This window comes from Citrobacter sp. S-77 (assembly GCF_963864895.1).
GTDB classification, from domain to species: Bacteria; Pseudomonadota; Gammaproteobacteria; order Enterobacterales; family Enterobacteriaceae; genus Citrobacter; species Citrobacter murliniae.
In genome coordinates, this window is record NZ_CAWLWU010000002.1 from 4,006,121 (window position 1) to 4,030,369 (window position 24,249).

The 24,249-nt window shown below is 52.2% G+C and carries 25 protein-coding genes; 15 read left to right on the forward strand and 10 right to left on the reverse strand.

Features of this window, described 5'->3' with window-relative positions:
• Window positions 1-83 precede the first annotated feature (83 nt).
• The 4 genes from AACS05_RS19565 to epd all read right to left on the reverse strand — a co-directional run bounded on the left by AACS05_RS19565 (window position 84) and on the right by epd (window position 4,534).
• Window positions 84-944, reverse strand: a complete 861-nt coding sequence (locus tag AACS05_RS19565; protein WP_045447332.1) for a small-conductance mechanosensitive channel MscS — start codon at window positions 942-944, stop codon at window positions 84-86.
• Between the two features lie 188 nt (window positions 945-1,132).
• Window positions 1,133-2,212, reverse strand: a complete 1,080-nt coding sequence (gene fbaA / locus AACS05_RS19570) for a class II fructose-bisphosphate aldolase (protein ID WP_003027029.1) — start codon at window positions 2,210-2,212, stop codon at window positions 1,133-1,135.
• 90 nt (window positions 2,213-2,302) lie between these two features.
• Window positions 2,303-3,466: a phosphoglycerate kinase gene (gene pgk / locus AACS05_RS19575; protein ID WP_045447335.1), complete on the reverse strand. Its 1,164-nt coding sequence runs from the start codon at window positions 3,464-3,466 to the stop codon at window positions 2,303-2,305.
• 48 nt (window positions 3,467-3,514) lie between these two features.
• Window positions 3,515-4,534, reverse strand: coding sequence for an erythrose-4-phosphate dehydrogenase (gene epd, locus AACS05_RS19580; RefSeq protein WP_045447338.1), 1,020 nt, complete (start codon window positions 4,532-4,534; stop codon window positions 3,515-3,517).
• 374 nt (window positions 4,535-4,908) lie between these two features.
• Here epd and AACS05_RS19585 point away from each other — a divergent pair, with 374 nt between their 5' ends.
• From AACS05_RS19585 to AACS05_RS19605, 5 genes are read left to right on the forward strand one after another with little or no spacing between them, the layout of a single operon-like run.
• On the forward strand, window positions 4,909-5,334 hold the full coding sequence (locus AACS05_RS19585; protein ID WP_045447341.1) for a PPC domain-containing DNA-binding protein: 426 nt from the start codon (window positions 4,909-4,911) through the stop codon (window positions 5,332-5,334).
• Window positions 5,335-5,358: 24 nt separating this feature from the next.
• The gene (locus AACS05_RS19590; RefSeq protein WP_045447343.1) at window positions 5,359-5,937 is read left to right on the forward strand and encodes an ECF transporter S component; all 579 of its coding nucleotides are present in this window, start codon (window positions 5,359-5,361) and stop codon (window positions 5,935-5,937) included.
• Window positions 5,938-6,645, forward strand: coding sequence for an energy-coupling factor transporter transmembrane component T (locus AACS05_RS19595; RefSeq protein ID WP_045447346.1), 708 nt, complete (start codon window positions 5,938-5,940; stop codon window positions 6,643-6,645). It begins immediately after the preceding gene.
• Entirely contained in the window at window positions 6,633-7,310 is a 678-nt protein-coding gene (locus tag AACS05_RS19600) for an ABC transporter ATP-binding protein (RefSeq protein ID WP_045447349.1), read from the forward strand. The genes AACS05_RS19595 and AACS05_RS19600 overlap by 13 nt, the downstream gene beginning before the upstream one ends.
• The gene (locus tag AACS05_RS19605) at window positions 7,304-7,963 is read left to right on the forward strand and encodes an ABC transporter ATP-binding protein (protein ID WP_045447351.1); all 660 of its coding nucleotides are present in this window, start codon (window positions 7,304-7,306) and stop codon (window positions 7,961-7,963) included. Before AACS05_RS19600 ends, AACS05_RS19605 begins: the two co-directional genes overlap by 7 nt.
• Before the next feature lie 52 nt (window positions 7,964-8,015).
• Here AACS05_RS19605 and tkt read toward each other — a convergent pair whose 3' ends face one another.
• Window positions 8,016-10,007, reverse strand: coding sequence for a transketolase (tkt, locus tag AACS05_RS19610; protein ID WP_045447353.1), 1,992 nt, complete (start codon window positions 10,005-10,007; stop codon window positions 8,016-8,018).
• Between the two features lie 279 nt (window positions 10,008-10,286).
• On the opposite strand from tkt, the gene AACS05_RS19615 reads away from it, so the two are divergent.
• The gene (locus tag AACS05_RS19615) at window positions 10,287-11,045 is read left to right on the forward strand and encodes a M48 family metallopeptidase (protein ID WP_045447355.1); all 759 of its coding nucleotides are present in this window, start codon (window positions 10,287-10,289) and stop codon (window positions 11,043-11,045) included.
• A gap of 150 nt (window positions 11,046-11,195) precedes the next feature.
• Here AACS05_RS19615 and speB read toward each other — a convergent pair whose 3' ends face one another.
• From speB to AACS05_RS19635, 4 genes are all read right to left on the reverse strand, one after another.
• Entirely contained in the window at window positions 11,196-12,116 is a 921-nt protein-coding gene (gene speB, locus AACS05_RS19620; RefSeq protein ID WP_003027056.1) for an agmatinase, read from the reverse strand.
• 142 nt (window positions 12,117-12,258) lie between these two features.
• Entirely contained in the window at window positions 12,259-14,235 is a 1,977-nt protein-coding gene (speA, locus tag AACS05_RS19625; RefSeq protein ID WP_071829027.1) for a biosynthetic arginine decarboxylase, read from the reverse strand.
• Between the two features lie 8 nt (window positions 14,236-14,243).
• Window positions 14,244-14,375, reverse strand: a complete 132-nt coding sequence (gene yqgB / locus AACS05_RS19630) for an acid stress response protein YqgB (protein WP_071829029.1) — start codon at window positions 14,373-14,375, stop codon at window positions 14,244-14,246.
• Window positions 14,376-14,467: 92 nt separating this feature from the next.
• Window positions 14,468-14,605 (reverse strand): hypothetical protein, encoded by a 138-nt coding sequence (locus AACS05_RS19635; protein WP_269429419.1) that lies wholly within the window; start codon window positions 14,603-14,605, stop codon window positions 14,468-14,470.
• 482 nt (window positions 14,606-15,087) lie between these two features.
• On the opposite strand from AACS05_RS19635, the gene metK reads away from it, so the two are divergent.
• The 8 genes from metK to ruvX all read left to right on the forward strand — a co-directional run bounded on the left by metK (window position 15,088) and on the right by ruvX (window position 22,487).
• A complete protein-coding gene (metK, locus tag AACS05_RS19640) occupies window positions 15,088-16,242 on the forward strand; it encodes a methionine adenosyltransferase (RefSeq protein WP_020996311.1) in 1,155 nt (384 codons plus the stop codon).
• A 400-nt stretch (window positions 16,243-16,642) separates the two neighbouring features.
• Complete coding sequence (gene galP, locus AACS05_RS19645; protein WP_045447364.1) at window positions 16,643-18,037, forward strand: galactose/proton symporter; 1,395 nt, start codon at window positions 16,643-16,645, stop codon at window positions 18,035-18,037.
• Between the two features lie 77 nt (window positions 18,038-18,114).
• Window positions 18,115-18,612 carry a SprT family zinc-dependent metalloprotease gene (locus tag AACS05_RS19650; protein ID WP_045447367.1) on the forward strand — a complete coding sequence of 166 codons (498 nt, stop codon included), beginning with the start codon at window positions 18,115-18,117 and terminating at the stop codon, window positions 18,610-18,612.
• Between the two features lie 94 nt (window positions 18,613-18,706).
• Window positions 18,707-19,414: a deoxyribonuclease I gene (gene endA, locus AACS05_RS19655; protein WP_045447370.1), complete on the forward strand. Its 708-nt coding sequence runs from the start codon at window positions 18,707-18,709 to the stop codon at window positions 19,412-19,414.
• Window positions 19,415-19,490: 76 nt separating this feature from the next.
• Window positions 19,491-20,222 (forward strand): 16S rRNA (uracil(1498)-N(3))-methyltransferase, encoded by a 732-nt coding sequence (rsmE, locus tag AACS05_RS19660; RefSeq protein WP_045447373.1) that lies wholly within the window; start codon window positions 19,491-19,493, stop codon window positions 20,220-20,222.
• A 158-nt stretch (window positions 20,223-20,380) separates the two neighbouring features.
• Complete coding sequence (gshB, locus tag AACS05_RS19665; RefSeq protein ID WP_045447375.1) at window positions 20,381-21,328, forward strand: glutathione synthase; 948 nt, start codon at window positions 20,381-20,383, stop codon at window positions 21,326-21,328.
• A 179-nt stretch (window positions 21,329-21,507) separates the two neighbouring features.
• Entirely contained in the window at window positions 21,508-22,071 is a 564-nt protein-coding gene (locus AACS05_RS19670; protein WP_045447378.1) for a YqgE/AlgH family protein, read from the forward strand.
• The gene (ruvX, locus tag AACS05_RS19675) at window positions 22,071-22,487 is read left to right on the forward strand and encodes a Holliday junction resolvase RuvX (RefSeq protein WP_045447381.1); all 417 of its coding nucleotides are present in this window, start codon (window positions 22,071-22,073) and stop codon (window positions 22,485-22,487) included. The genes AACS05_RS19670 and ruvX overlap by 1 nt, the downstream gene beginning before the upstream one ends.
• A gap of 43 nt (window positions 22,488-22,530) precedes the next feature.
• On the opposite strand, the gene AACS05_RS19680 is transcribed toward ruvX, so the two are convergent.
• Window positions 22,531-23,511, reverse strand: a complete 981-nt coding sequence (locus AACS05_RS19680; protein WP_045447384.1) for a type IV pilus twitching motility protein PilT — start codon at window positions 23,509-23,511, stop codon at window positions 22,531-22,533.
• Window positions 23,512-23,528: 17 nt separating this feature from the next.
• Between AACS05_RS19680 and AACS05_RS19685 the strand changes: the two genes are divergently transcribed.
• On the forward strand, window positions 23,529-24,233 hold the full coding sequence (locus AACS05_RS19685) for a YggS family pyridoxal phosphate-dependent enzyme (protein WP_045447388.1): 705 nt from the start codon (window positions 23,529-23,531) through the stop codon (window positions 24,231-24,233).
• Window positions 24,234-24,249: the final 16 nt, after the last annotated feature.

Below are 24,249 nucleotides of genomic sequence, written 5' to 3' on the forward strand. Positions count from 1 at the left end.
CGGAAATTGATAATTTTAATTGGTGATAAGAGCAGCTAATAACGATAATTTAAAGAAAGGCCGGCAAACCGGCCTTGTACTGATTACTCTGCTGCGTTCTCTTTAACACGCTTGAAATTCACGTCCATCTGCGGATACGGGAAACTGATACCATTGGCATCAAATTCGCGCTTGATGCGTTCCAGCACATCCCAGTAGACGCTTTGCAGATCGCTGCTATTGCTCCAGACACGCACCACAAAGTTAATGGAGGACGCACCCAGTTCATTCAGGCGCACCGTCATTTCGCGATCTTTCAGGATACGATCGTCAGACTGGATGATATCGGTAAGGATTTTTTTCACCTGATCAATATCAGAGTCATACGCCACGCCAATGATAAATTCGTTACGGCGAACCGGTTCACGTGAGAAGTTAATGATATTCCCGCCGATAATCTTACCGTTCGGAATAACAACAATCTTGCCGTCTAAGGTACGCATGGTGGTTGAGAAAATCTGCACGTTGAGCACGGTTCCGGCGACACCGCCGAGATCAACATACTCACCAGCGCGAAAAGGACGGAACATCACCAACAACACACCAGCGGCAAGGTTAGACAGTGAACCTTGCAAGGCCAGACCTACAGCTAAACCCGCGGCACCGAGAACAGCAATCACCGAGGCCGTTTGCACCCCAACGCGCCCCAGAGCGGCGATCAGCGTGAATGCAATAATACCGTAGCGTACCAGTGCAGAGAGGAAGTCAGCAACGGTCGCATCAATTTGACGCGCAACCATCACACGGTTAATGGTGTTAGAGACAACACGCGCCACAATCATCCCGATGATGATAATAGCGATAGCCGCAACGATGTTAACGGCATAACTCAGCAGCAGAGCCTGGTTACGTACCAGCCAGGTGCCCGCACCATTTATGCTGTCGACAACATTCAAATCTTCCATTCAATATTCCTTTTATACTTACCCAATTGGGAGAACTAAAGCCGCCCCACAGGAGCTGGCAATCAGACAAGGTTAAACAAAAAACGTCATTGTTGCCAAATTGATCACAAAATTTTTGTCGTCAGCATATTGTAATCATAAAAAAGGCCCGCGTTTGCGGGCCTCATGTCACGTTGAGCAGGGGTCAATTACAGAACGTCAACCGCGTTCAGCTCTTTGAAAGCCTGTTCCAGACGGGTGATCATCGTTGCCTGACCAGCACGCAGCCATACGCGCGGATCGTAGTATTTTTTGTTCGGCTGATCTTCGCCTTTCGGGTTGCCCAGCTGGCCCTGCAGGTAAGCTTCGTTCGCTTTGTAGTAGTTCAGAACACCTTCCCAGGTAGCCCATTGGGTATCGGTATCGATGTTCATTTTCACTACGCCGTAGCTTACGGAGTCTTTGATTTCCTGAGCAGTCGAACCGGAACCACCGTGGAATACGAAGTTCAGGCTGTTGTGCGGCAGGTTATGTTTCTTAGAAACATAGTCCTGAGAGTCGCGCAGGATAGTCGGGGTCAGAACCACGTTACCCGGCTTGTACACGCCATGTACGTTACCGAAAGAAGCCGCGATGGTGAAACGCGGGCTGATTTTGCTCAGCTCGGTGTACGCGTAATCAACGTCTTCCGGCTGGGTATACAGTGCAGAAGCGTCCATGTGGCTGTTGTCCACGCCGTCTTCTTCACCACCGGTGCAACCCAGTTCGATTTCCAGGGTCATGCCCATTTTGGACATACGCGCCAGGTATTTGGAGCAGATTTCGATGTTCTCTTCCAGAGACTCTTCAGACAGGTCGATCATGTGAGAAGAGAACAGTGGTTTACCGGTTGCAGCAAAGTGTTTTTCACCCGCGTCCAGCAGACCGTCGATCCACGGCAGCAGTTTCTTCGCGCAGTGGTCAGTGTGCAGGATAACCGGAACACCGTAGTGTTCAGCCATCTGGTGAACGTGATGCGCGCCAGAGATAGCACCCAGGATTGCAGCACCCTGAGGAACGTCAGACTTCACACCTTTACCGGCGATGAAAGAAGCACCACCGTTGGAGAACTGTACGATTACCGGCGCTTTAACTTTTGCAGCGGTTTCCAGAACGGCGTTGATGGAGTCGGTACCTACGCAGTTAACGGCTGGCAGAGCAAAGTTGTTTTCTTTTGCTACCTGGAAAACTTTCTGTACGTCATCACCAGTGATTACGCCCGGTTTTACGAAATCAAAAATTTTAGACATGTTGCGAGTCCTGTATCTTCGGCCTTGGAAAGGGGGCGCGCTCTAAAAGCGCGCTAAAAATTGGGCAGGTTATCCCTGCCCATTAGTGTCTTACTTTTTAGCACGCTCTTCGAGCATTGCTACTGCTGGCAGTACTTTACCTTCCACGAATTCGAGGAATGCGCCGCCACCAGTGGAGATGTAGGAGATTTTGTCAGCGATGCCGAACAGGTCGATAGCTGCCAGAGTATCGCCGCCGCCTGCGATAGAGAACGCTTCGCTGTCTGCGATGGCGTTAGCCACAATTTCAGTCCCTTTGCGGAAATTCGGGAATTCGAACACACCTACCGGACCGTTCCACAGAATGGTTTTTGCATTCTTCAGGATTTCAGCCAGTTGCTGTGCAGATGCGTCACCGATATCCAGGATCTGCTCGTCTTCTTTCACGTCGTTAACGGATTTCAGCGTAGCAGGTGCGGTTTCAGAAAACTCGGTCGCAACACGAACGTCAGCCGGAACCGGAATATCACAGATAGTCAGCAGGCGTTTAGCTTCATCAACCAGGTCTGCTTCGTACAGGGATTTACCCACGCTGTGACCCTGCGCGGCAACGAAGGTGTTGGCGATACCACCACCCACGATCAGCTGGTCAGCGATTTTAGACAGGGAATCCAGAACGGTCAGTTTGGTAGAAACTTTAGAACCACCGACGATGGCAACCATCGGACGAGCAGGTTCTTTCAGAGCTTTACCCAGCGCATCAAGCTCAGCAGCCAGCAGCGGGCCAGCACATGCTACGTCAGCGAATTTCGCGATACCATGAGTAGAAGCCTGAGCACGGTGAGCAGTACCGAAAGCATCCATTACGAATACGTCACACAGTGCAGCGTATTTTTTGGACAGTGCTTCGTCATCTTTCTTCTCGCCTTTGTTAAAGCGAACGTTTTCCAGAACCACCAGCTCACCGGCAGCAACATCAACGCCGTCCAGGTAATCTTTCACCAGGCGAACCGGGTTAGACAGTTTGTCTTTCAGGTAGTTAACAACCGGCAGAAGAGAGAATTCTTCGTTGTACTCGCCTTCGGTAGGACGACCCAGGTGGGAAGTTACCATCACTTTTGCACCCTGCTTCAGGGCCAGTTCGATGGTCGGCAGGGAAGCACGGATACGCGCGTCGCTGGTTACTTTCCCTTCTTTAACTGGTACGTTCAGATCCGCACGGATAAAAACACGTTTACCAGCAAGATCCAGATCGGTCATCTTAATTACAGACATGGTGAATCCTCTCGTTGATTCTTAAAGTTTTGCAAGCGCTCACGCGCCTTACCTGAAACCAATAGCAGCCATAGCTAACGTTGTGTCGAGCATACGATTAGCAAAGCCCCATTCATTATCGCACCAGACCAATGTTTTGATCAGGTGAGCGCCACTTACGCGCGTTTGAGTACCATCAACGATGGCGCTGTGCGGGTCGTGGTTAAAATCTACAGAGACCAACGGTAATTCCGTATAGTCAACTATACCATGAAATGCACCTTGTGCTGCTTTTTGCAGCAACTGGTTGACTTCACTGGCTTTTACAGGTTTTTTCACCGTCACACTTAAGTCGATCGCCGTCACATTTATGGTCGGTACACGTACCGCAATCGCCTCAAAACGATCGTTAAATTGCGGGAAAATTCGCGTGATACCTGCTGCCAGTTTGGTATCGACCGGAATAATCGACTGGCTGGCTGCTCTCGTGCGGCGCAGGTCAGGATGGTAGGCATCAATAACCTGTTGATCGTGCATCGCAGAGTGGATCGTCGTGACAGTACCAGACTCAATGCCGTAAGCATCATCCAGCAATTTAATGACGGGAATTATGCAATTCGTGGTGCAGGAGGCGTTGGAAACGATCCGGTGTTCAGCGCGCAGCTGTTCCTGATTAACGCCAAACACAACGGTTGCATCGATGTCGTGACTACCTGGATGTGAAAAGAGCACTTTTTTGGCGCCAGCGGCGATATGCGCCTCGCCGTGTTCGCGGCTACCGAAGACCCCCGTACAGTCCAGCACAACGTCAACACCCAGTTCGCGCCATGGAAGCGCATCGAGTGTTCGCTCATGCAGGATGCGAATCGCGTCGTCGCCAACAATGAGCTGGTCACGCTCCTGGCGAACATCCCAGGCAAAACGTCCATGGCTGGTGTCATATTTCAACAAATGCGCCATGCCAGCGGCATCCGCCAGTTCGTTGATTGCCACCACGGTGATTTCCGCCCGACGCCCGGATTCGTACAAAGCACGAACCACGTTACGTCCGATGCGACCGAAACCATTAATCGCTACGCGTACGGTCATAGGTCTCCTGCAAGGATTTCTCAGAAACGATGTGGCTGACAGAGTAATGCAGCAAACCGCTCAGGAAAACCTTACCTGTCGCAAACTGCGACTGATTGATTAATTGTCGAACATTTAATCGACTGAAACGCTTCAGCTAGAATAAGCGAAACAAGGAATAAAAGGAATGATTGTCCAGCAACAGAACGCAGTTATCTGACTTACGTCACATTTTAAAGCCCTTCATCGCTAAATTTATTCCATATCCCAGAATTGTGAATAAGCGTAGCAAGATAATTTCGTTGCCGTATCACAAATCCTGATTTATATCAGAAAGCTCCCTTACCTGCGTCTATATTATCAGCGCTACGTCCGAGTCTCGGAGTCCCCAATCTATGGCCACATTTTACCCCCACTCATCTGAAGCTCGCTTCCACGCGTTGCGTTTATTACCCGGTCAGGAAGTTTTTGCCCAACTGCACGCTTTTGTACAACAGCATCAGCTCCAGGCTGCCTGGATAGCCGGTTGTACCGGGAGTCTGACCAACATAGCCTTACGCTATGCAGGGCGCGAAGAAACTACATTAGTGACCGGAACATGGGAAGTCATCTCCCTGAACGGTACGCTTGAGCTCACCGGAGAGCACCTTCATCTCTCGGTATCCGACCCACAAGGCGCGATGCTGGGAGGCCATATGATGGCTGGCTGCACCGTGCGTACCACGTTGGAACTGGTTATTGGCGAGCTGACAAGTCTGGCGTTTAGCCGTCAGCCCTGCGCAGTTTCCGGCTATGACGAACTGGTTATCTCATCCCGCTAACGCTTCACTTTAAAGAGGTCTTTTATGGCGCGTCGCCAATTTTCCAGCCAGTCACTGGTACTGATTGTCATTGCTATAGCGATCAATATGGTCGGAGGACAGCTAATCAGTATGTTGAAACTGCCTATTTTTCTCGACTCCATTGGCACCTTAATCAGCGCGGTGCTGTTAGGCCCGATTGTAGGGATGCTGACAGGATTACTTACCAATCTGCTCTGGGGTTTATTGACCGATCCTATCGCCGCAGCCTTTGCTCCCGTAGCAATGGTTATCGGACTGGTTGCCGGATGGCTGGCGCGGGCAGGATGGTTTCGTACCTTACCGAAAGTGGTGGTCAGTGGCGTGATTATTACCCTGGCCGTCACAATCGTCGCCGTACCTATCCGCACCACTCTTTTTGGTGGTGTCACCGGCAGCGGTGCCGATTTATTTGTCGCCTGGATGCATTCCGTCGGTCAGAACCTGGTGGAGTCCGTTGCCATCACCGTCATCGGTGCGAATCTGGTCGATAAAATTCTGACGGCGGTGATCGTCTGGATACTGTTGCGTCAGCTTCCGTTGCGCACAACGCGTCATTTTCCAACGATGTCTGCAGTGCGTTAAATGCATCCGTTTACCTCGTTGACCTTATGGGCGTTTGCCGCCTGCTCGACGTTACTGCTACCGGCAGGAATACCGCTTACCGTTTACAGCCTGGCGATGTTTCTCTGTTTGCTGAGCATAAAAGCAACGCGCCCCCGGGCGAAATATGTGGTCTGGCTGATGCTCCCCTTAGGGTTTGGGCTGTGGCTGGTACACGGAGGATGGTTGACGGAGTGGATCAGCGGTCAACCACGCACGCCAGAACGCTGGGCCGGAGCCGTCACGCTGTGGCTACGGATCCTGGCGATTGTATCAACGTCACAGATGTGGATGCAGTACGTACCGGTATCGCGGTTTATTCGCGCCCTGTTCGCCTCCCGCCTGCCCCCCGGCGTCGCCTATCTGTTCGCAGGTCCGCTACTGGTCGTCGAGCAGCTCAAACGGCAGTTGGCGATCATTCATGAGGCTCAACGTGCTCGCGGCGTACCGCTGGATGAGCGCTGGTATCAGCGCTTGCGTGCCATACCTGCACTTATTGTGCCGTTAACACATAATGCGCTAAACGATCTGGTTGTACGCGGCGCAGCGCTGGACATGCGGGCATTTCGCCTGCACCGCAGACGAACCACGCTTTGGGCACCAGAAGACAGTACATTACAGTGCATCGCCCGGTACACCATGGTGTTCGCCATGCTGACAGAAGCAGGAGTGTGGATATGGTTACGCTAGAGCAGTTTCGCTATATCCCAACACACGCCACGCGTCCGCCAGCCTGCTTTGACTTTCACTACTCAGCGCCTGGCATGATCGCGATTTTTGGGGATAACGGCAGCGGTAAAAGTACGCTGGCACAGCTGATGGCGGGCTGGTACCCGGATTTTCTTCCCGGAGAAATTGAGGGCAAAGGTACACTGCTGGGTAATCCCGTCGGGGAGGTGTCGCTCGTGGAGCAATCCTGCACCATCCAGCTTGTGCAGCAATCGCCTTATTTACAGCTTTCAGGGTGTACTTTCAGCGTAGAGGAGGAGGTGGCATTCGGCCCGGAAAACCTCAGCCTGGACGAAGCGGAGATAATGCGCCGAATTGACAAGGCACTTACGCTGACTGAATGTCAATCACTGCGTCATCGCCATCCAGCTACGCTTTCAGGCGGCGAAACTCAACGGGTTGTCATTGCCAGCGCCCTCGCGATGCAACCTAAGATATTAATACTGGATGAGGCTTTCAGTCGTCTGACGTCACAGGCCACCGACATGCTGTTGGAGCGCTTGCAACAATGGGCACAGATACAACATTCATTGGTCGTACTTTTCGAGCGTAATCACTCCCCTTTTCTGAGCCAGTGCCAGCGGGCCTGGCAATTGCGCAACGGAGCTTTATTCCCCTTATGTTAACGCTGAATCAGGTCACCTATCGCTGGCCAAACGCTAATGAAGACTGTTTGCGCGATGTTTCGTTAGTGCTTAGAGAAGGTGAATGGCTGGCGCTAACTGGCGATAATGGTGCAGGCAAATCCACGCTGCTGCGTGTAATGGCAGGGCTTTTGCCTCCCTCATCGGGTGAGATTACCCTGCAGAACATGCCCATTGCGCAACTAAAAAACCGTGAACGAGCCAAAATTCTCGGGGTACTGTTTCAGGAAGCAGAAAATCAAATTTTTCACAGCAAGGTAGCTGAAGAAGTGGCCTTTGGCTTACGGTTACAGAAGCGCCCTGCAACGGAGATTGCGCAACGCACCACAGCAGCACTGCAATTATGCGGGTTAGAGGACGTCGCCGACGCACATCCACTGGATTTGCACACAGCGCAGCGACGTATGGTCGCCGTCGCCAGCCTGGAAGCCCTCGCCCCCTCCATTTTACTGCTTGATGAACCCAGCCGGGATTTTGATACGCACTGGCTGAGCATATTTGAAAACTGGCTTTCAGTATGCCGCAAGAGGGGAACCAGCGTTGTCGCAATCAGTCATGACGCTGCCTTCACACAGCGCCATTTTGCCAGCGTAGTGCGTCTTGAATCCGGTCAATTAATCACGGAACTGCCCTGATGAGCAAAAAAAACGGGCCGCCTGAGCGACCCGTTTACCGTTGTAATCAGAATTACAGCAGCGCTTTCGCTTTCGCGACCACGTTGTCTACGGTGAAGCCGAACTCTTCAAACAGCAACTCTGCCGGAGCAGACTCACCAAAGGTGGTCATACCGACGATAGCACCGTTCAGGCCCACGTATTTGAACCAGTAGTCCGCAATACCCGCTTCGATAGCAACGCGAGCAGAAACGGCTTTCGGCAGTACAGATTCACGGTAAGCCGCGTCCTGTTTGTCGAATGCGTCAGTGGACGGCATGGAAACCACACGCGCCTTCACGCCTTCTGCGGTCAGTTTGTCCCACGCAGCAACAGCCAGCTCAACTTCAGAACCGGTAGCAATGAAGATCAGCTCCGGCTGACCTGCACAATCTTTCAGTACATAACCACCGCGAGCGATGTTCGCCAGTTGCTCTTCGGTACGTTCCTGCTGCGCCAGGTTCTGACGGGAGAGGATCAGCGCGGTCGGGCCATCCTGACGCTCAACGCCGTATTTCCACGCTACTGCGGATTCAACCTGGTCACATGGGCGCCATGTGCTCATGTTCGGGGTAACACGCAGGGAAGCAACCTGCTCTACGGGCTGGTGAGTCGGGCCATCTTCACCCAGGCCGATGGAGTCGTGGGTATAGACCATTACCTGACGTTGTTTCATCAGCGCAGCCATACGTACCGCGTTACGGGCATATTCCACGAACATCAGGAAGGTAGAGGTGTACGGCAGGAAACCACCGTGCAGAGAGATACCGTTCGCGATAGCGGTCATACCGAATTCACGTACACCGTAATGGATGTAGTTACCGGCGGCATCTTCGTTAATCGCTTTAGAACCAGACCACAGCGTCAGGTTGGAAGGCGCAAGGTCAGCAGAACCACCGAGGAATTCCGGCAGCAAAGGACCAAACGCTTCGATTGCATTCTGCGATGCTTTGCGGCTGGCGATTTTCGCCGGGTTAGCCTGCAGTTTAGCAATGAACTCTTTCGCTTTCGCATCGAAGTCAGACGGCATTTCACCGTTAATACGACGGGTGAATTCAGCCGCTTCCTGAGGGAAGGCTTTCGCATAAGCAGCAAACTTCTCGTTCCATGCAGCTTCTTTTGCCTGGCCTGCTTCTTTCGCATCCCACTGAGCATAGATTTCAGACGGGATTTCGAACGGCGCGTATTTCCAGCCCAGTTGTTCACGGGTCAGTGCGATTTCAGCGTCGCCCAACGGTGCGCCGTGAGAATCGTGCGTACCTGCTTTGTTTGGAGAACCGAAGCCGATGATGGTTTTGCACATCAGCAGAGACGGTTTGTCAGTCACTGCACGAGCTTCTTCTACTGCGCGTTTAATCGCATCAGCATCGTGACCATCTACGCCACGAACTACGTGCCAACCGTAAGCTTCGAAACGCTTCGCGGTATCATCAGTGAACCAGCCTTCAACGTGACCGTCGATGGAGATGCCGTTGTCGTCGTAGAACGCAATCAGTTTACCCAGTTTCAGCGTACCGGCCAGGGAGCATACCTCGTGAGAGATACCTTCCATCATGCAGCCATCGCCCATGAAAGCGTAGGTGAAGTGATCAACGATGTCGTGGCCTGGACGGTTAAACTGCGCCGCCAGTGTTTTTTCAGCGATAGCCATACCAACCGCGTTAGCGATACCCTGACCCAGCGGACCGGTAGTGGTTTCCACACCCGCGGTATAACCCACTTCCGGGTGACCCGGAGTTTTTGAATGCAGCTGACGGAAGTTCTGCAGTTCAGACATCGGCAGATCGTAGCCGGTGAGGTGCAGCAGGCTATAGATCAGCATAGAGCCGTGGCCGTTGGACAGCACGAAGCGGTCACGGTCAGCCCAGGATGGGTTATTCGGGTTGTGGTTCAGGAAATCACGCCACAGGACTTCGGCAATGTCAGCCATCCCCATCGGGGCGCCCGGGTGACCGGATTTGGCTTTCTGTACTGCGTCCATGCTCAGCGCACGAATAGCATTGGCAAGCTCTTTACGTGAGGACATTTTGACTCCAGATCGGATAATGAAGGCCATACCCTTAACGACTTGACGACAGCGCGTTTTGGGCTACGCCGGAAAAAAGTGCCAACAATGTAACCCAAGCCGCGTGTCATGTACATGGAGCATCCTTTTACCGCTTCAGAAATCTCCGGATCATGCTCGTAAGTTGCGCAATCTTCTCGCATGCTTATTGTTCTTTTCTTTATACTTAGGCCGAGCGTCGGTTTATCTGCAAGCCACGCATTTTTTAGAATAATCCTGACTTTGTGCGGAAGAGAAAAAATGAAAATTCGCGCTTTACTGCTTGCTATGAGCATGGCTACGGCATTGACCGGTTGCCAGAATATGGACTCCAACGGACTGCTTTCTTCAGGTGCGGAGGCTTTTCAGGCCTACAGCCTGAGCGATGCCCAGGTTAAAGCGCTGAGCGATCAGGCCTGTAAGGATATGGACAGCAAAGCGACCATCGCCCCGGCGGGCAGCGAATATGCGACGCGTTTAAGTAAAATTTCCGCTGCGCTTGGCGATAATATCAACGGCCAGCCGGTAAACTACAAAGTCTACATGGCGAAAGATGTGAACGCCTTTGCCATGGCAAACGGCTGTATCCGCGTCTATAGCGGTCTGATGGATATGATGACCGATAATGAAGTTGAGGCGGTCATTGGTCACGAAATGGGTCACGTCGCGCTGGGTCACGTGAAAAAAGGTATGCAGGTTGCGCTGGGAACCAACGCCGTACGTGCCGCGGCGGCCTCTGCGGGCGGGATCGTCGGCAGCCTGTCACAATCACAATTGGGCGATCTGGGTGAAAAACTGGTGAACTCACAGTTCTCCCAGCGTCAGGAGTCCGAAGCGGATGATTACTCGTATGATTTGTTGCGCAAACGTGGCATCAGCCCGGCAGGGTTAGCAACCAGTTTTGAGAAGCTGGCGAAACTGGAGGAAGGACGTCAAAGCACGATGTTTGACGATCATCCGGCATCAGCAGAACGAGCTCAACATATTCGCGATCGCATGAGCGCGGATGGGATTAAGTAGTTTTAGCCTTATTCTGCGATGATATCGGACGTTATTGGCGAAGCCAGTTTGGACACGGACAGCGCACAGCCACCGGAGCGTACACGCAGTACGTGAGGATGGCGAGCACTGCCCGGGTTCAAAATGGCGAGCAAAATAGTCCGATACCGGTTACTCGCCCTTTTTCGCTGCCTGGATGTAAAGCATTTCCAGAGCCAGCGTAGCCGCCGCCAGCGCGGTGATCTCGGACTGGTCATAGGCCGGAGCGACTTCTACGACGTCCATCCCAACGATGTTCAGATCCTTCAGACCGCGCACCAGCTTGATTGCACGATCGGAGGTCAAACCGCCGATCACCGGCGTACCGGTTCCCGGAGCAAACGCCGGATCAAGACAGTCGATATCAAAAGTCAAGTATACCGGCATATCACCCACAATCTGCTTAACCTGCGCAATGATGTCATCAACGCTACGATCGTTCACCTGGCAGGCATCCAATACGGTAAAGCCGTTGTCTTTGTCGAACTCAGTGCGGATCCCGATCTGTACCGAATGGTTCGGATCGATCAGACCTTCGTTCGGTGCGGTATAGAACATGGTGCCATGATCGAATTCGCAGCCGTTGGCGTAGGTATCGGTGTGAGCATCAAAATGTACCAGCGCCATTTTACCGAAGTGCTTAGCGTGGGCGCGCAGCAGCGGCAGAGTGACGAAGTGGTCACCGCCGAAGGAGAGCATACGTTTACCCGCGGAAAGCAGTTTCTCTGCATGCGCCTGCAGCTTTTCACTCATTTCACGAGCATCACCGAACGCATAAACCAGATCGCCGCAGTCCACTACGTTCAGGCGCTCACGCATATCGAAGTTCCACGGGAAGCGGTTATGTTCCCAGGCGAGGTTGGTGGAAACCTGACGGATCGCTGCCGGGCCATGGCGGCCACCCGCACGACCGGACGTTGCCATATCAAAAGGGACGCCGGTAATCACCCAATCGGCGTCGCTGTCGTATGGCATGAAATTCATTGGCAGACGCAAAAAACCAAAGGCGTTAGAAACCAGGGAGTTGTCGTATTGATGACCTAAGGTGCTCATGTACTGACCTCTTTTAAAATCGGTGAAAAAAAATCCCCTCCGCGTCGTTAAGCCCGACGAGGAAGGGATTGATTTACGTAGCTACTTATATGGGCGAATTATCGCCGTTAATTTGTCCCGGTTCAAGCGAACCGGGACAGCCTTACTCGTCTTCCAGGTATGTGTATCCGTAAAGACCTGCCTCGAACTCTTCGAGGAACTGCTGTTGCAGCGCATCATCCAGATCGGTCTGTTTGACCTGGTCACGGAAGTGCGTCAGCAAAGTATTTGGATCCAGCTGTACGTACTGCAGCATGTCCGCCACGGTATCCCCTTCGTCAGATAGCTCAACTTCCACGCTGCCGTCCGGGAAGACAAACACGTCAACCGCTTCGGTATCACCGAACAGGTTGTGCATGTTGCCGAGGATTTCCTGATACGCACCCACCATAAAGAAGCCCAGCATCGGCGGGTTCTCTGGATCGTACTCCGGCATCGGCATGGTGGTGGCAATACCATCCCCATCGATGTAGTGGTCGATAGCGCCGTCAGAGTCACAGGTGATATCCAGCAATACCGCACGACGCTCAGGCACTTGATCCAGCCCTTCCAGCGGCAAAACCGGGAACAGTTGATCGATGCCCCACGCATCCGGCATTGACTGGAACAGTGAGAAGTTGACGTACACTTTGTCCGCCATACGCTCTTGCAGTTCATCAATGATTGGACGGTGCGCACGGTTTTGCGGATCTAACTGTTTTTGCACCTCGTGGCACATGCTTAAATACAGTTGCTCCGCCCAGGCGCGCTCCTGCAGGCTGAACGTACCGGATGAATAGCCAACATGAATGTCGTGCAGATCCATCTGGCTGTCGTGCAGCCATTCACGCAGCGAACGACGGGTACCTGGTTCGTGCATTTCCTGCCAGGTTTCCCACATACTCTGCAACGCACGTGGAGCATCTTCAACCGGTGCGGTCGGCTCGGTATATTCGTTACGCTCCACACCAATAATGTTAGACACCAGTACGGTATGATGCGCGGTTACCGCACGGCCAGACTCGGTGATCACCGTCGGGTGCGGCAATCCGTTTTCTTCACAGGCGTCGCCAATCGCCCAGATGATATTGTTGGCGTACTCGTTCAACCCATAGTTGACCGAGCAGTCAGACTGCGAGCGCGTACCTTCATAATCCACGCCCAGACCGCCGCCCACATCGAAGCACTGAATATCAACACCCAGTTTGTGCAGTTCAACGTAGAAACGTGCAGATTCACGTACGCCGGTCGCGATATCGCGAATGTTCGCCATCTGCGAACCGAGGTGGAAGTGCAGTAACTGCAGGCTATCCAGACGCCCTGCTTCACGCAGCGTTTCAACCAGTTGCAGAACCTGCGTTGCCGCCAGACCGAACTTGGATTTTTCGCCGCCGGAGGACTGCCATTTGCCAGAACCTTGTGATGCCAGACGCGCACGCACGCCCAGACGCGGGATCACATTCAGGCGCTCAGCTTCATCCAGCACGATAGCGATTTCAGACATCTTCTCGATGACCAGATAGACCTTGTGGCCCATCTTCTCGCCAATCAGTGCCAGACGGATGTATTCACGGTCTTTGTAGCCGTTACAGACGATAACGCTACGGGTCATACCCGCATGGGCCAGAACAGCCATCAGTTCGGCTTTCGAACCCGCTTCCAGCCCCAGTGGCTCACCGGAATGGATCAGCGATTCAATCACGCGGCGGTGTTGGTTGACCTTGATCGGGTAAACAAGGAAGTAGTCGCCTTTATAGCCGTAAGATTCCCGCGCGCGTTTAAACGCGGCGTTAATTGAACGCAGACGGTGTTGCAGGATCTGCGGGAAGCAGAACAATGCAGGCAGGCGCTGGCCTTGCGCTTCACGGGCTTTCACCAGTTTAGCGAGATCGACGCGCGCTTCCGGTACGTCAGGGTCCGGGCACACGCTAATGTGTCCTAACTCATTGACGTCATAGTAGTTATTACCCCACCAGGCAATATTGTAAGTACGCAGCATCTTGCTGGCTTCCTGGGAACTCATTGCAACCTCCTGCATGGAGCGTAGTACACCCTGTCCGCCTGCTGACGAAGGCGAACCCATAGAAATGTCGTCAGACATAGCGAACCTCAGATTTTATTAACAAGTGTAAAACAGTTGACTACTATCGCAATCCGAAGACGCGATAACAACCCATAAACAGGCAGATTTTCCAGCAGATAGTGCTGACGCTCCGACTGTGCGACCGGTTTCTTTTTCATTTCATTGTAAACACGTAACCGAACTTAAAGATGACGGTTCGGCGAAACCACGAGAAAACTCTTGTTTTAACAAGAGCGCCCTTGTTCAGTCCTTAGTTGCCGTTACCGGCTCTGGAGTCCTGAGAAGCGCCGAGATGGGTATAACATCGGCAGGTATGCAAGATGCAGATTGCGGGGGACATATGTACACCAGAACGGTGTGACAGATTCAGCAGAATACAACGGTTCATTATCTCGTATCACCTCCATGGTCGCTCCATAAAGAACGAACCCACAAGCCAAAGCTAAAGTTTTAACCCGGCTGGAAGTGGCAACACGATGAAAACGTCGTGTGCTTTTTGTCTACCCTAAATAATTCGAGTTGCAGGAAGCCAATGCATATGCAACTTGAACTATGACGGATATTTGAGCCGCGCGTCGCGTTTTATACCGACAACAGTGCGAAAAAGCAAAAGATAAATGCACGCATTGCCAGCACCGTCAGGAAAAATTTCCAGTTACATTTTCAGTGCAATACGACTTTACTCAAAAAAAGCTGGAAATCGTGCGGAGAAGTAACCTAAAATAGACGTCCAGAAGTTAATCCATCTATACCGATTAACACTCAGACTGCCAGTGTCAGTAATATGCAGACTCATGGTAGAATCTTCTACACATGACTATTCCACGCAACAGTTTGAGCTAACCAAATTCTCCTTAGGTGAAATTAAATATGGCAAAACACCTTTTTACGTCCGAGTCCGTATCAGAAGGGCATCCTGACAAAATCGCTGACCAAATTTCTGATGCTGTTCTGGATGCAATCCTCGAGCAGGATCCGAAAGCACGCGTTGCCTGCGAAACCTACGTCAAAACCGGCATGGTTTTAGTTGGCGGTGAGATCACTACCAGCGCATGGGTAGATATCGAAGAGATCACCCGTAACACCGTTCGCGAAATTGGCTACGTGCATTCCGACATGGGCTTTGATGCTAACTCTTGCGCTGTCCTGAGTGCTATCGGTAAACAGTCCCCGGATATCAATCAGGGTGTTGATCGTGCCGATCCGCTGGAGCAAGGCGCGGGTGACCAGGGTCTGATGTTTGGTTATGCAACCAATGAAACCGACGTGCTGATGCCAGCTCCCATCACCTATGCTCACCGTCTGGTTCAGCGTCAGGCTGAAGTACGTAAAAACGGCACGTTATCCTGGCTGCGCCCGGATGCAAAAAGCCAGGTCACTTTCCAGTATGACGATGGCAAAATCGTCGGTATTGATGCAGTAGTTCTGTCTACTCAGCACTCAGAAGACATCGATCAAAAATCACTGCAAGAAGCGGTGATGGAAGAGATCATCAAGCCAGTACTGCCGACCGAGTGGCTGACTGCTTCGACCAAATTCTTCATCAACCCAACCGGTCGTTTTGTTATCGGCGGCCCGATGGGCGACTGCGGTCTGACAGGTCGTAAAATCATCGTTGATACCTACGGCGGCATGGCTCGTCACGGCGGCGGTGCATTCTCTGGTAAAGATCCTTCTAAAGTTGATCGTTCCGCAGCCTACGCTGCCCGCTATGTAGCGAAAAACATCGTTGCCGCAGGTCTGGCTGACCGTTGTGAGATTCAGGTTTCCTACGCTATCGGCGTAGCTGAACCAACCTCTATCATGGTGGAAACTTTCGGTACTGAAAAAGTACCTTCTGAACAGTTGACCCTGCTGGTTCGTGAGTTCTTCGACCTGCGTCCGTACGGCCTGATTCAGATGCTGGATCTGCTGCACCCGATCTACAAAGAAACCGCCGCTTACGGTCACTTTGGTCGCGAACATTTCCCATGGGAAAAAACTGACAAAGCGCAACTGCTGCGTGATGCTGCCGGTCTGAAGTAATTCACCGGCAACAGACAGCAAATTAGGACCAGCCTGAAGGCTGGTCTTTTTTTTTGCCTTCGCCTCGCCCACAACTCAGCCCACTGGCAATGCGTTTTACACGTGACTTTCACTACAAATGAAAGCGATTACATTCAGTTAATATCAACTCACACTGAATTCACATTGCCTTATTTCTATAGTTTCAATACTGTTACATATTTTTTCAGCATCGTCTTAATTCCAGGCAATCACTCACCAAACACCATTATTAAAAATCTTTATTTTCAATAAGATAATACATAATCAATATGAATGTTAGTGTAAGCGATTACACTAATGTGATGAAAATCGCATTTTTTTACTCCGTACTCACCTACCCTTAACATCAACAAAACTAGCTACCCAACCGGAGGGCATCATGCCTGACAATAAAAAACAGGGGCGTTCCAACAAAGCCATGACATTTTTTGTCTGCTTTCTTGCAGCCCTGGCAGGATTACTTTTTGGCCTGGATATCGGTGTTATTGCCGGTGCTTTACCTTTCATTACCGACGAGTTTCAAATTTCCGCACACACTCAGGAATGGGTGGTGAGTTCCATGATGTTTGGTGCAGCCGTAGGGGCTGTCGGCAGTGGCTGGCTCTCCTTCAAGCTGGGGCGTAAAAAAAGCCTGATGATCGGCGCCATCCTGTTTGTCGCAGGGTCGCTGTTCTCCGCAGCCGCACCGAATGTTGAAGTGCTGCTCCTCTCCCGCGTACTGCTGGGCCTGGCGGTTGGCGTCGCGTCCTACACCGCACCGTTGTACCTGTCCGAAATTGCGCCGGAAAAGATCCGTGGCAGCATGATCTCCATGTATCAGTTGATGATCACCATCGGGATCCTCGGCGCCTATCTGTCCGATACCGCATTTAGCTATAGCGGTGCATGGCGCTGGATGCTGGGCGTAATTATCATCCCTGCTCTGCTGCTACTGGTTGGCGTGTTCTTCCTGCCGGACAGTCCACGCTGGTTCGCCGCCAAACGTCGCTTTGTTGATGCCGAACGGGTGCTGTTGCGCCTGCGAGATACCAGCGCAGAAGCCAAGCGCGAGCTGGATGAAATTCGTGAAAGCCTGCAGGTGAAACAGAGTGGCTGGGCTCTGTTTAAAGAGAACAGCAACTTCCGTCGCGCGGTATTCCTCGGCGTGCTGTTACAGGTGATGCAGCAATTCACCGGGATGAACGTCATCATGTACTACGCGCCAAAAATCTTTGAACTGGCGGGTTACACCAACACCACTGAGCAGATGTGGGGCACCGTTATCGTTGGCCTGACCAACGTACTGGCTACCTTTATTGCCATTGGCCTGGTTGATCGCTGGGGCCGTAAGCCAACGTTGATCCTCGGCTTTATCGTCATGGCCGTTGGTATGGGCGTGCTGGGTACCATGATGCATGTGGGTATACATTCTGCTGCTGCCCAGTACTTCGCAGTGTTGATGTTGCTAATGTTTATCGTTGGCTTCGCAATGAGTGCCGGTCCGCTGATTTGGGTACTGTGTTCTGAAATTCAGCCGCTGAAAGGCCGCGATTTCGGGATTACCTGTTCTACTGCAACCAACTGGATTGCCAACATGATTGTCGGCGCAACCTTCCTGACGATGCTGAACTCGCTGGGAAGCGCCAATACCTTCTGGGTCTACGGTGGTCTGAACGTCCTGTTCATCTTCCTGACCTTGTGGCTGATTCCGGAAACCAAAAACGTTTCTCTGGAACACATTGAACGTAACCTGATGAAAGGCCGTAAACTGCGCGAAATCGGCGCACACGACTAATCATCTGAGGCTTCCTCCCCCACCGGGGGAAGCCTCCCTCTTGCAGTCCTTTTCCTGTCCCATTATCCTCTGGCGTTATGAAAACCTCCCGTCTACCCATCGCTATCCAGCAAGCCGTAATGCGCAGCCTGCGGGAAAAACTCGCCCAGGCAAACCAAAAGCTGGAACGTAATTACCCGGAACCAAAGCTGGTTTATCAACAACGTGGCACCGCAGCGGGTACGGCGTGGCTGCAAAACTATGAAATCCGCCTCAACCCGGTACTGTTGATGGAAAACGTCGAGGCGTTCGTTGAAGAGGTCGTTCCTCATGAACTGGCGCATTTGCTGGTCTGGAAATACTTTGGCCGCGTACCGCCACACGGTAAAGAGTGGAAATGGATGATGGAGAATGTGCTGGGCGTACCGGCCAGACGCACGCATCAGTTCGAACTTCAGTCAGTACGACGCAATACTTATACCTACCACTGTAAGTGCCAGGAGCACCAGCTCACTGTCCGTCGCCACAATCGCGTTGTTCGTGGTGAAGCGACTTATCGCTGCGTCCACTGCGGTGAACCGTTGGTTGCCGAATAATCCTGCGAATTATCAGGAACTTTTCTGATCCTGCTGATTGCATACAGGAACAACTTTCGCTACGTTGCGCGCTCGATTTGACACGGAGTTCGTGATGTACCGTAATCTCTCTTTTGCCGTGGCGTTGCTGGCCACAGCGCTATCTGGTCCGGTTTTAGCCGAAGGCATCAACAGTTTTTCACAAGCGAAAACGGCAGGAGTAAAAGTTAACGCCGATGCGCCTGGCGATTTCTACTGCGGATGTAAAATTAACTGGCAGGGAAAAAAAGGGGTCGTTGACCTGGCCTCCTGCGGCTATAAAGTGCGAAAAAATGAAAATCGTGCCAGCCGTATTGAATGGGAACATGTCGTGCCAGCCTGGCAATTTGGTCATCAGCGCCAGTGCTGGCAAGACGGCGGACGTAAAAACTGTGCCAAAGATCCGGTCTATCGCAAAATGGAAAGCGATATGCATAACCTGCAACCGGCGGTGGGTGAAGTGAATGGCGATCGAGCTAACTTCATGTACAGCCAGTGGAACGGCGGTGAAGGTCAGTACGGACAGTGCGCCATGAAGGTCGACTTTAAAGAAAAAGTGGCCGAGCCGCCTGTACGCGCTCGTGGTGCCATTGCTCGTACCTATTTTTATATGCGCGACCAGTACAATCTGACGCTTTCCCGCCAGCAAACCCAGCTTTTTAATGCCTGGAATAAGCAATATCCGGTGACGGACTGGGAGTGTGAACGCGACGAACGCATCGCTAAGGTACAGGGTAACCATAACCCATACGTGCAACGCGCTTGCCAGGCGCAAAAGAGCTAACCTACACTAGCGTCAATATTTTTAACCCATGCCCTGACCTTTAAGTTGCTCTGGGCCATGACGCGGATGGTTAACTATGCGCATTCCTCGCATTTATCACCCTGAACCACTCTCTTCCGGCAGCCAAATTTCATTGTGTGAAGATGCCGCCAACCATATCGGCCGCGTGCTGCGTATGGGCGCAGGCCAGGCGCTACAACTGTTTGACGGTAGCAATCAAGTATTTGACGCCGAAATCACCCATGCCAGCAAGAAAAGTGTGGATGTGAAAGTACTTAGCGCTGAGCATGACGATCGTGAATCACCGCTGCATATCCATCTTGGACAAGTTATGTCTCGCGGCGAAAAGATGGAATTTACTATCCAGAAATCGATTGAACTGGGTGTAAGCCTCATTACGCCACTTTTTTCTGAGCGCTGCGGCGTTAAACTGGATAGTGAACGCCTGAACAAGAAGCTCCAGCAGTGGCAGAAAATAGCTATTGCTGCCTGTGAACAGTGCGGTCGTAACCGGGTACCTGAAATTCGCCCGGCGATGGATTTGGAAGCCTGGTGCGCCGAACAGGATGAGGGATTGAAGCTAAACCTTCATCCTCGCGCCAGCGCGAGCATCAACACTCTGCCGCTACCCGTAGAGCGCATCCGGTTGCTGATTGGCCCGGAAGGTGGGTTGTCGGCAGATGAAATTGCCATGACCGCACGTTATCAGTTTACTGATATCCTGTTAGGACCTCGCGTTCTGCGTACTGAGACAACTGCGCTCACCGCCATTACCGCGCTACAGGTGCGTTTTGGTGATCTGGGCTAAGACCGCCCTATTAGGCGTAATTGTCGCAGCTAGTTTGAACACGGACAGCGCACAGCAACCGGAGCGTACACGCAGTACGTGAGGATTGCGAGCACTGCCCAGGTTTAAACTGGCAAGAAAAATAGCCTAAGAGGTTGGGCTTTTAACGGAGAAGAACAATGATCAAGCTCGGCATCGTGATGGATCCCATCGCAAGCATCAACATCAAGAAAGATTCCAGCTTCGCTATGCTGCTGGAAGCACAACGCCGTGGTTACGAACTTCACTATATGGAGATGGCCGATCTTTATCTGATTAACGGTGAAGCCCGCGCCCGTACGCGTACCCTGAGCGTAGAGCAGAACTACGACAAATGGTATGAGTTCAACAGCGAGCAGGATCTGCCGCTGGCAGACCTGGACGTCATTCTGATGCGCAAGGATCCGCCGTTTGATACCGAGTTTATCTACGCGACCTATATTCTGGAACGCGCAGAAGAGAAAGGGACACTGATCGTTAACAAACCGCAGAGTCTGCGCGATTGTAATGAAAAGCTGTTCACCGCCTGGTTTGCCGACCTGACCCCGGAAACGTTGGTCACACGCAACAAAGCACAACTGAAAGCCTTCTGGCAGAAACACAGCGATATCATTCTTAAACCGCTGGACGGCATGGGCGGAGCGTCTATCTTCCGCGTGAAGGAAGGCGATCCGAACCTGGGCGTAATTGCTGAAACGCTGACCGAGCACGGCACCCGCTACTGTATGGCACAGAACTACCTGCCGGCGATTAAAGACGGTGACAAACGCGTGCTGGTGGTTGATGGCGAACCCGTTCCGTATTGCCTCGCACGTATTCCACAAGGTGGAGAAACCCGAGGCAATCTGGCCGCCGGTGGTCGTGGCGAACCTCGTCCGTTAACCGACAGCGACTGGGAAATTGCGCGTCGCATTGGTCCCACCCTGAAAGCCAAAGGCTTGATTTTTGTGGGTCTGGATATCATTGGCGATCGCCTGACGGAAATTAACGTCACCAGCCCGACCTGTATTCGTGAGATTGAAGCAGAATTCCCGGTATCCATTACCGGTATGTTGATGGATGCTATCGAGGCACGTCTGCAGAAATAAAGCGTTTAATGCCGGATGACGACGCTAAAGCGTCTTATCCGGCCTACGTTTTTCGCCTCCTACAAACCGGAAAAGCGCTACTTTCCGGCAAAAGACGCCTTACATGAGTGACAATTAAGGGCTTTCCCCACATACTGCACACTGTTGCTTTTTTGAACCAGGAAACAGAACCTCTGACAATGAATTTACAGCATCACTTTCTTATTGCCATGCCTGCTCTCCAGGATCCGATTTTCCGCCGTTCCGTGGTGTACATTTGTGAGCATAATGAAAACGGCGCGATGGGGATTATTATCAATAAACCCCTGGAAAATTTACAGATTGAAGGGATACTGGAAAAACTGAAGATTACACCAGAGGCGCGTGACCCGGCTATTCGTCTGGATAAAGCCGTGATGCTTGGCGGCCCACTGGCAGAAGATCGTGGGTTTATTCTGCATACCCCGCCTTCGCGCTTCGCATCCAGTATTCTTATTTCAGATAACACCATTATCACGACTTCCCGCGATGTATTAGAAACCTTAGGTACACAGGAACAACCCTCCGAAGTACTGGTCGCGCTAGGTTATTCGTCCTGGGAAAAAGGTCAGCTGGAGCAAGAATTGCTGGATAACGCCTGGCTCACAGCCCCCGCCGATCTCAACATTTTATTTAAAACACCGATTGCTGATCGCTGGCGCGATGCAGCGAAACTTATCGGGATAGATATTCTGACCATGCCTGGCGTGGCAGGGCATGCATAATGAGCGAAACATTACTCTCCTTTGATTTTGGTACCAAAAGTATTGGCGTGGCTATTGGTCAGCGCATTACCGGTACAGCCAGACCGCTGCCCGCCATCAAAGCACAGGATGGCACGCCGGACTGGAGTTTGATTGAGCGCCTGCTTAAAGAGTGGCAGCCGGATGAGGTCATTGTCGGCCTGCCGCTGAATATGGATGGCACTGAGCAACCCCTTACCGCACGCGCACGCAAGTTCGCCAACCGAATTCACGGTCGTTTTGGCGTAACTGTGACACTTCACGATGAACGCCTCAGCACAGTGGAGGCGCGCTCCGGTCTGTTTGAGCAGGGTGGATACCGTGCGTTGAATAAAGGCAAAGTGGACTCCGCCTCTGCCGTCGTTATTCTCGAAAGTTATTTCGAGCAGGGTTACTAAAAGGTCATCGTTTCATTTTGCTCCAGCATAAACCCTCAGCCCATTACAGCCTGCCCTGCGCCTGACGCTGCTGCAGGCTCTGAGCGAAAGTCTGCATACCTGCCAGTTGCCCGGTTTGTATAACACCGGGGAGCTGGTGGTTTTTCCCCTCGCGGATCAGATTGCCGACAGCCGGAGTATTTACCAGCAACTCAAATAACGCCACTCGCCCTCCCTGCTTATCTTCTTCCAGCTTTTGCGAGAGCACCGCCCGTAAGCTACCCGCCAGTTGATTACGAACCGGATCTTTCTCCTGCGCGGGAAAAGTATCCACCAGCCGCTCCACCGCCTGCGCCGCACCACGCGTATGTAGCGTTGCCAGCACCAGATGCCCGGTTTCTGCGGCGGTTAACGCCAGGCGGATGGTTTCGCTGTCGCGTAGTTCTCCCAATAAAATAACGTCGGGATCTTCACGCAACGCAGCTCTTAATCCTGCGGCAAAAGAGCTGCAATGCGCCCCCATCTCGCGCTGTTGGATCAAACAGCGCTTGCTGGTATAGCGATATTCAATAGGATCCTCCAGCGTCAGAATATGTCCTTCAACGTTCAGATTAAGGTACTCCACCATCGCCGCCAGTGTTGTAGACTTCCCGCTCCCCGTGGCTCCCGTCACCAAAATCAGCCCATTTTCACTATGTAGCAGTTCAGATATAAGGTCAGGTGTCTGCAATGCCTCCAGGTTCGGACAGGCGGCCGGCAGCAACCTCAGGGCCAACGAAGTCCCTTGTTGGTGGGCAAATGCACTGGCGCGCAGACGACGAGAGTCCGCCAGCGCAATGGCAAAATCAATCTGTCCACTTTCCCGCCACTGTACCTGTTGTTGATCGCTGAGCCAGCCCATCAGCAGCTGTTCCACATCTGGCGCAGTAAACGGTGCAATTTCTATCCTCCCCCGTATGCGCCAGCGCGCAGGCCATGCATTGCACAGGTGTAGATCCGACACGTTATGCTTTACACTAAGGGCCACTATTTCTTCCATATTCATATGAACATCCTCGGAAAATGAACGATATCGCGCATAACCTGGCACATGTCCGGGACAAAATCTTAGCCGCCGCGACGCGTTGCGGGCGGTCTTCAGAAGAAGTTACGTTGCTTGCAGTAAGTAAAACCAAACCTGCGAGCGCCATCGAAGAAGCCATCGCCGCAGGGCAGCGTGCCTTTGGCGAAAACTATGTTCAGGAAGGTGTGGACAAGATCCGCTACTTCAAAGAAAGCGGCGTAGAGGGTCTGCAATGGCACTTTATCGGCCCGTTGCAGTCCAACAAAAGTCGTCTGGTGGCTGAGCATTTTGACTGGTGCCATACGATAGATCGTCTGCGTATCGCTACCCGTCTAAGTGAACAGCGCCCGACAGACTTACCACCGCTGAATGTTCTGATTCAGATTAATATCAGCGATGAGAACAGTAAGTCAGGCATTCAACTTGCTGAACTTGATACCCTGGCCGCTGAGATCGCCGCACTGCCACGCATTACCCTGCGTGGTCTGATGGCGATCCCGGCGCCAGAGTCAGATTATGTAAGGCAGTTTGAAGTTGCACAGCAAATGGCTGTAGCATTTGCCGGGCTGAAAACGCGCTACCCAAATATCGACACGCTCTCACTGGGAATGTCTGATGATATGGATGCTGCCATCGCGGCGGGTAGCACGATGGTACGCATTGGCACTGCTATTTTTGGTGCTCGTGATTACACAAAAAATTAAGGAAAACTAAGGAACA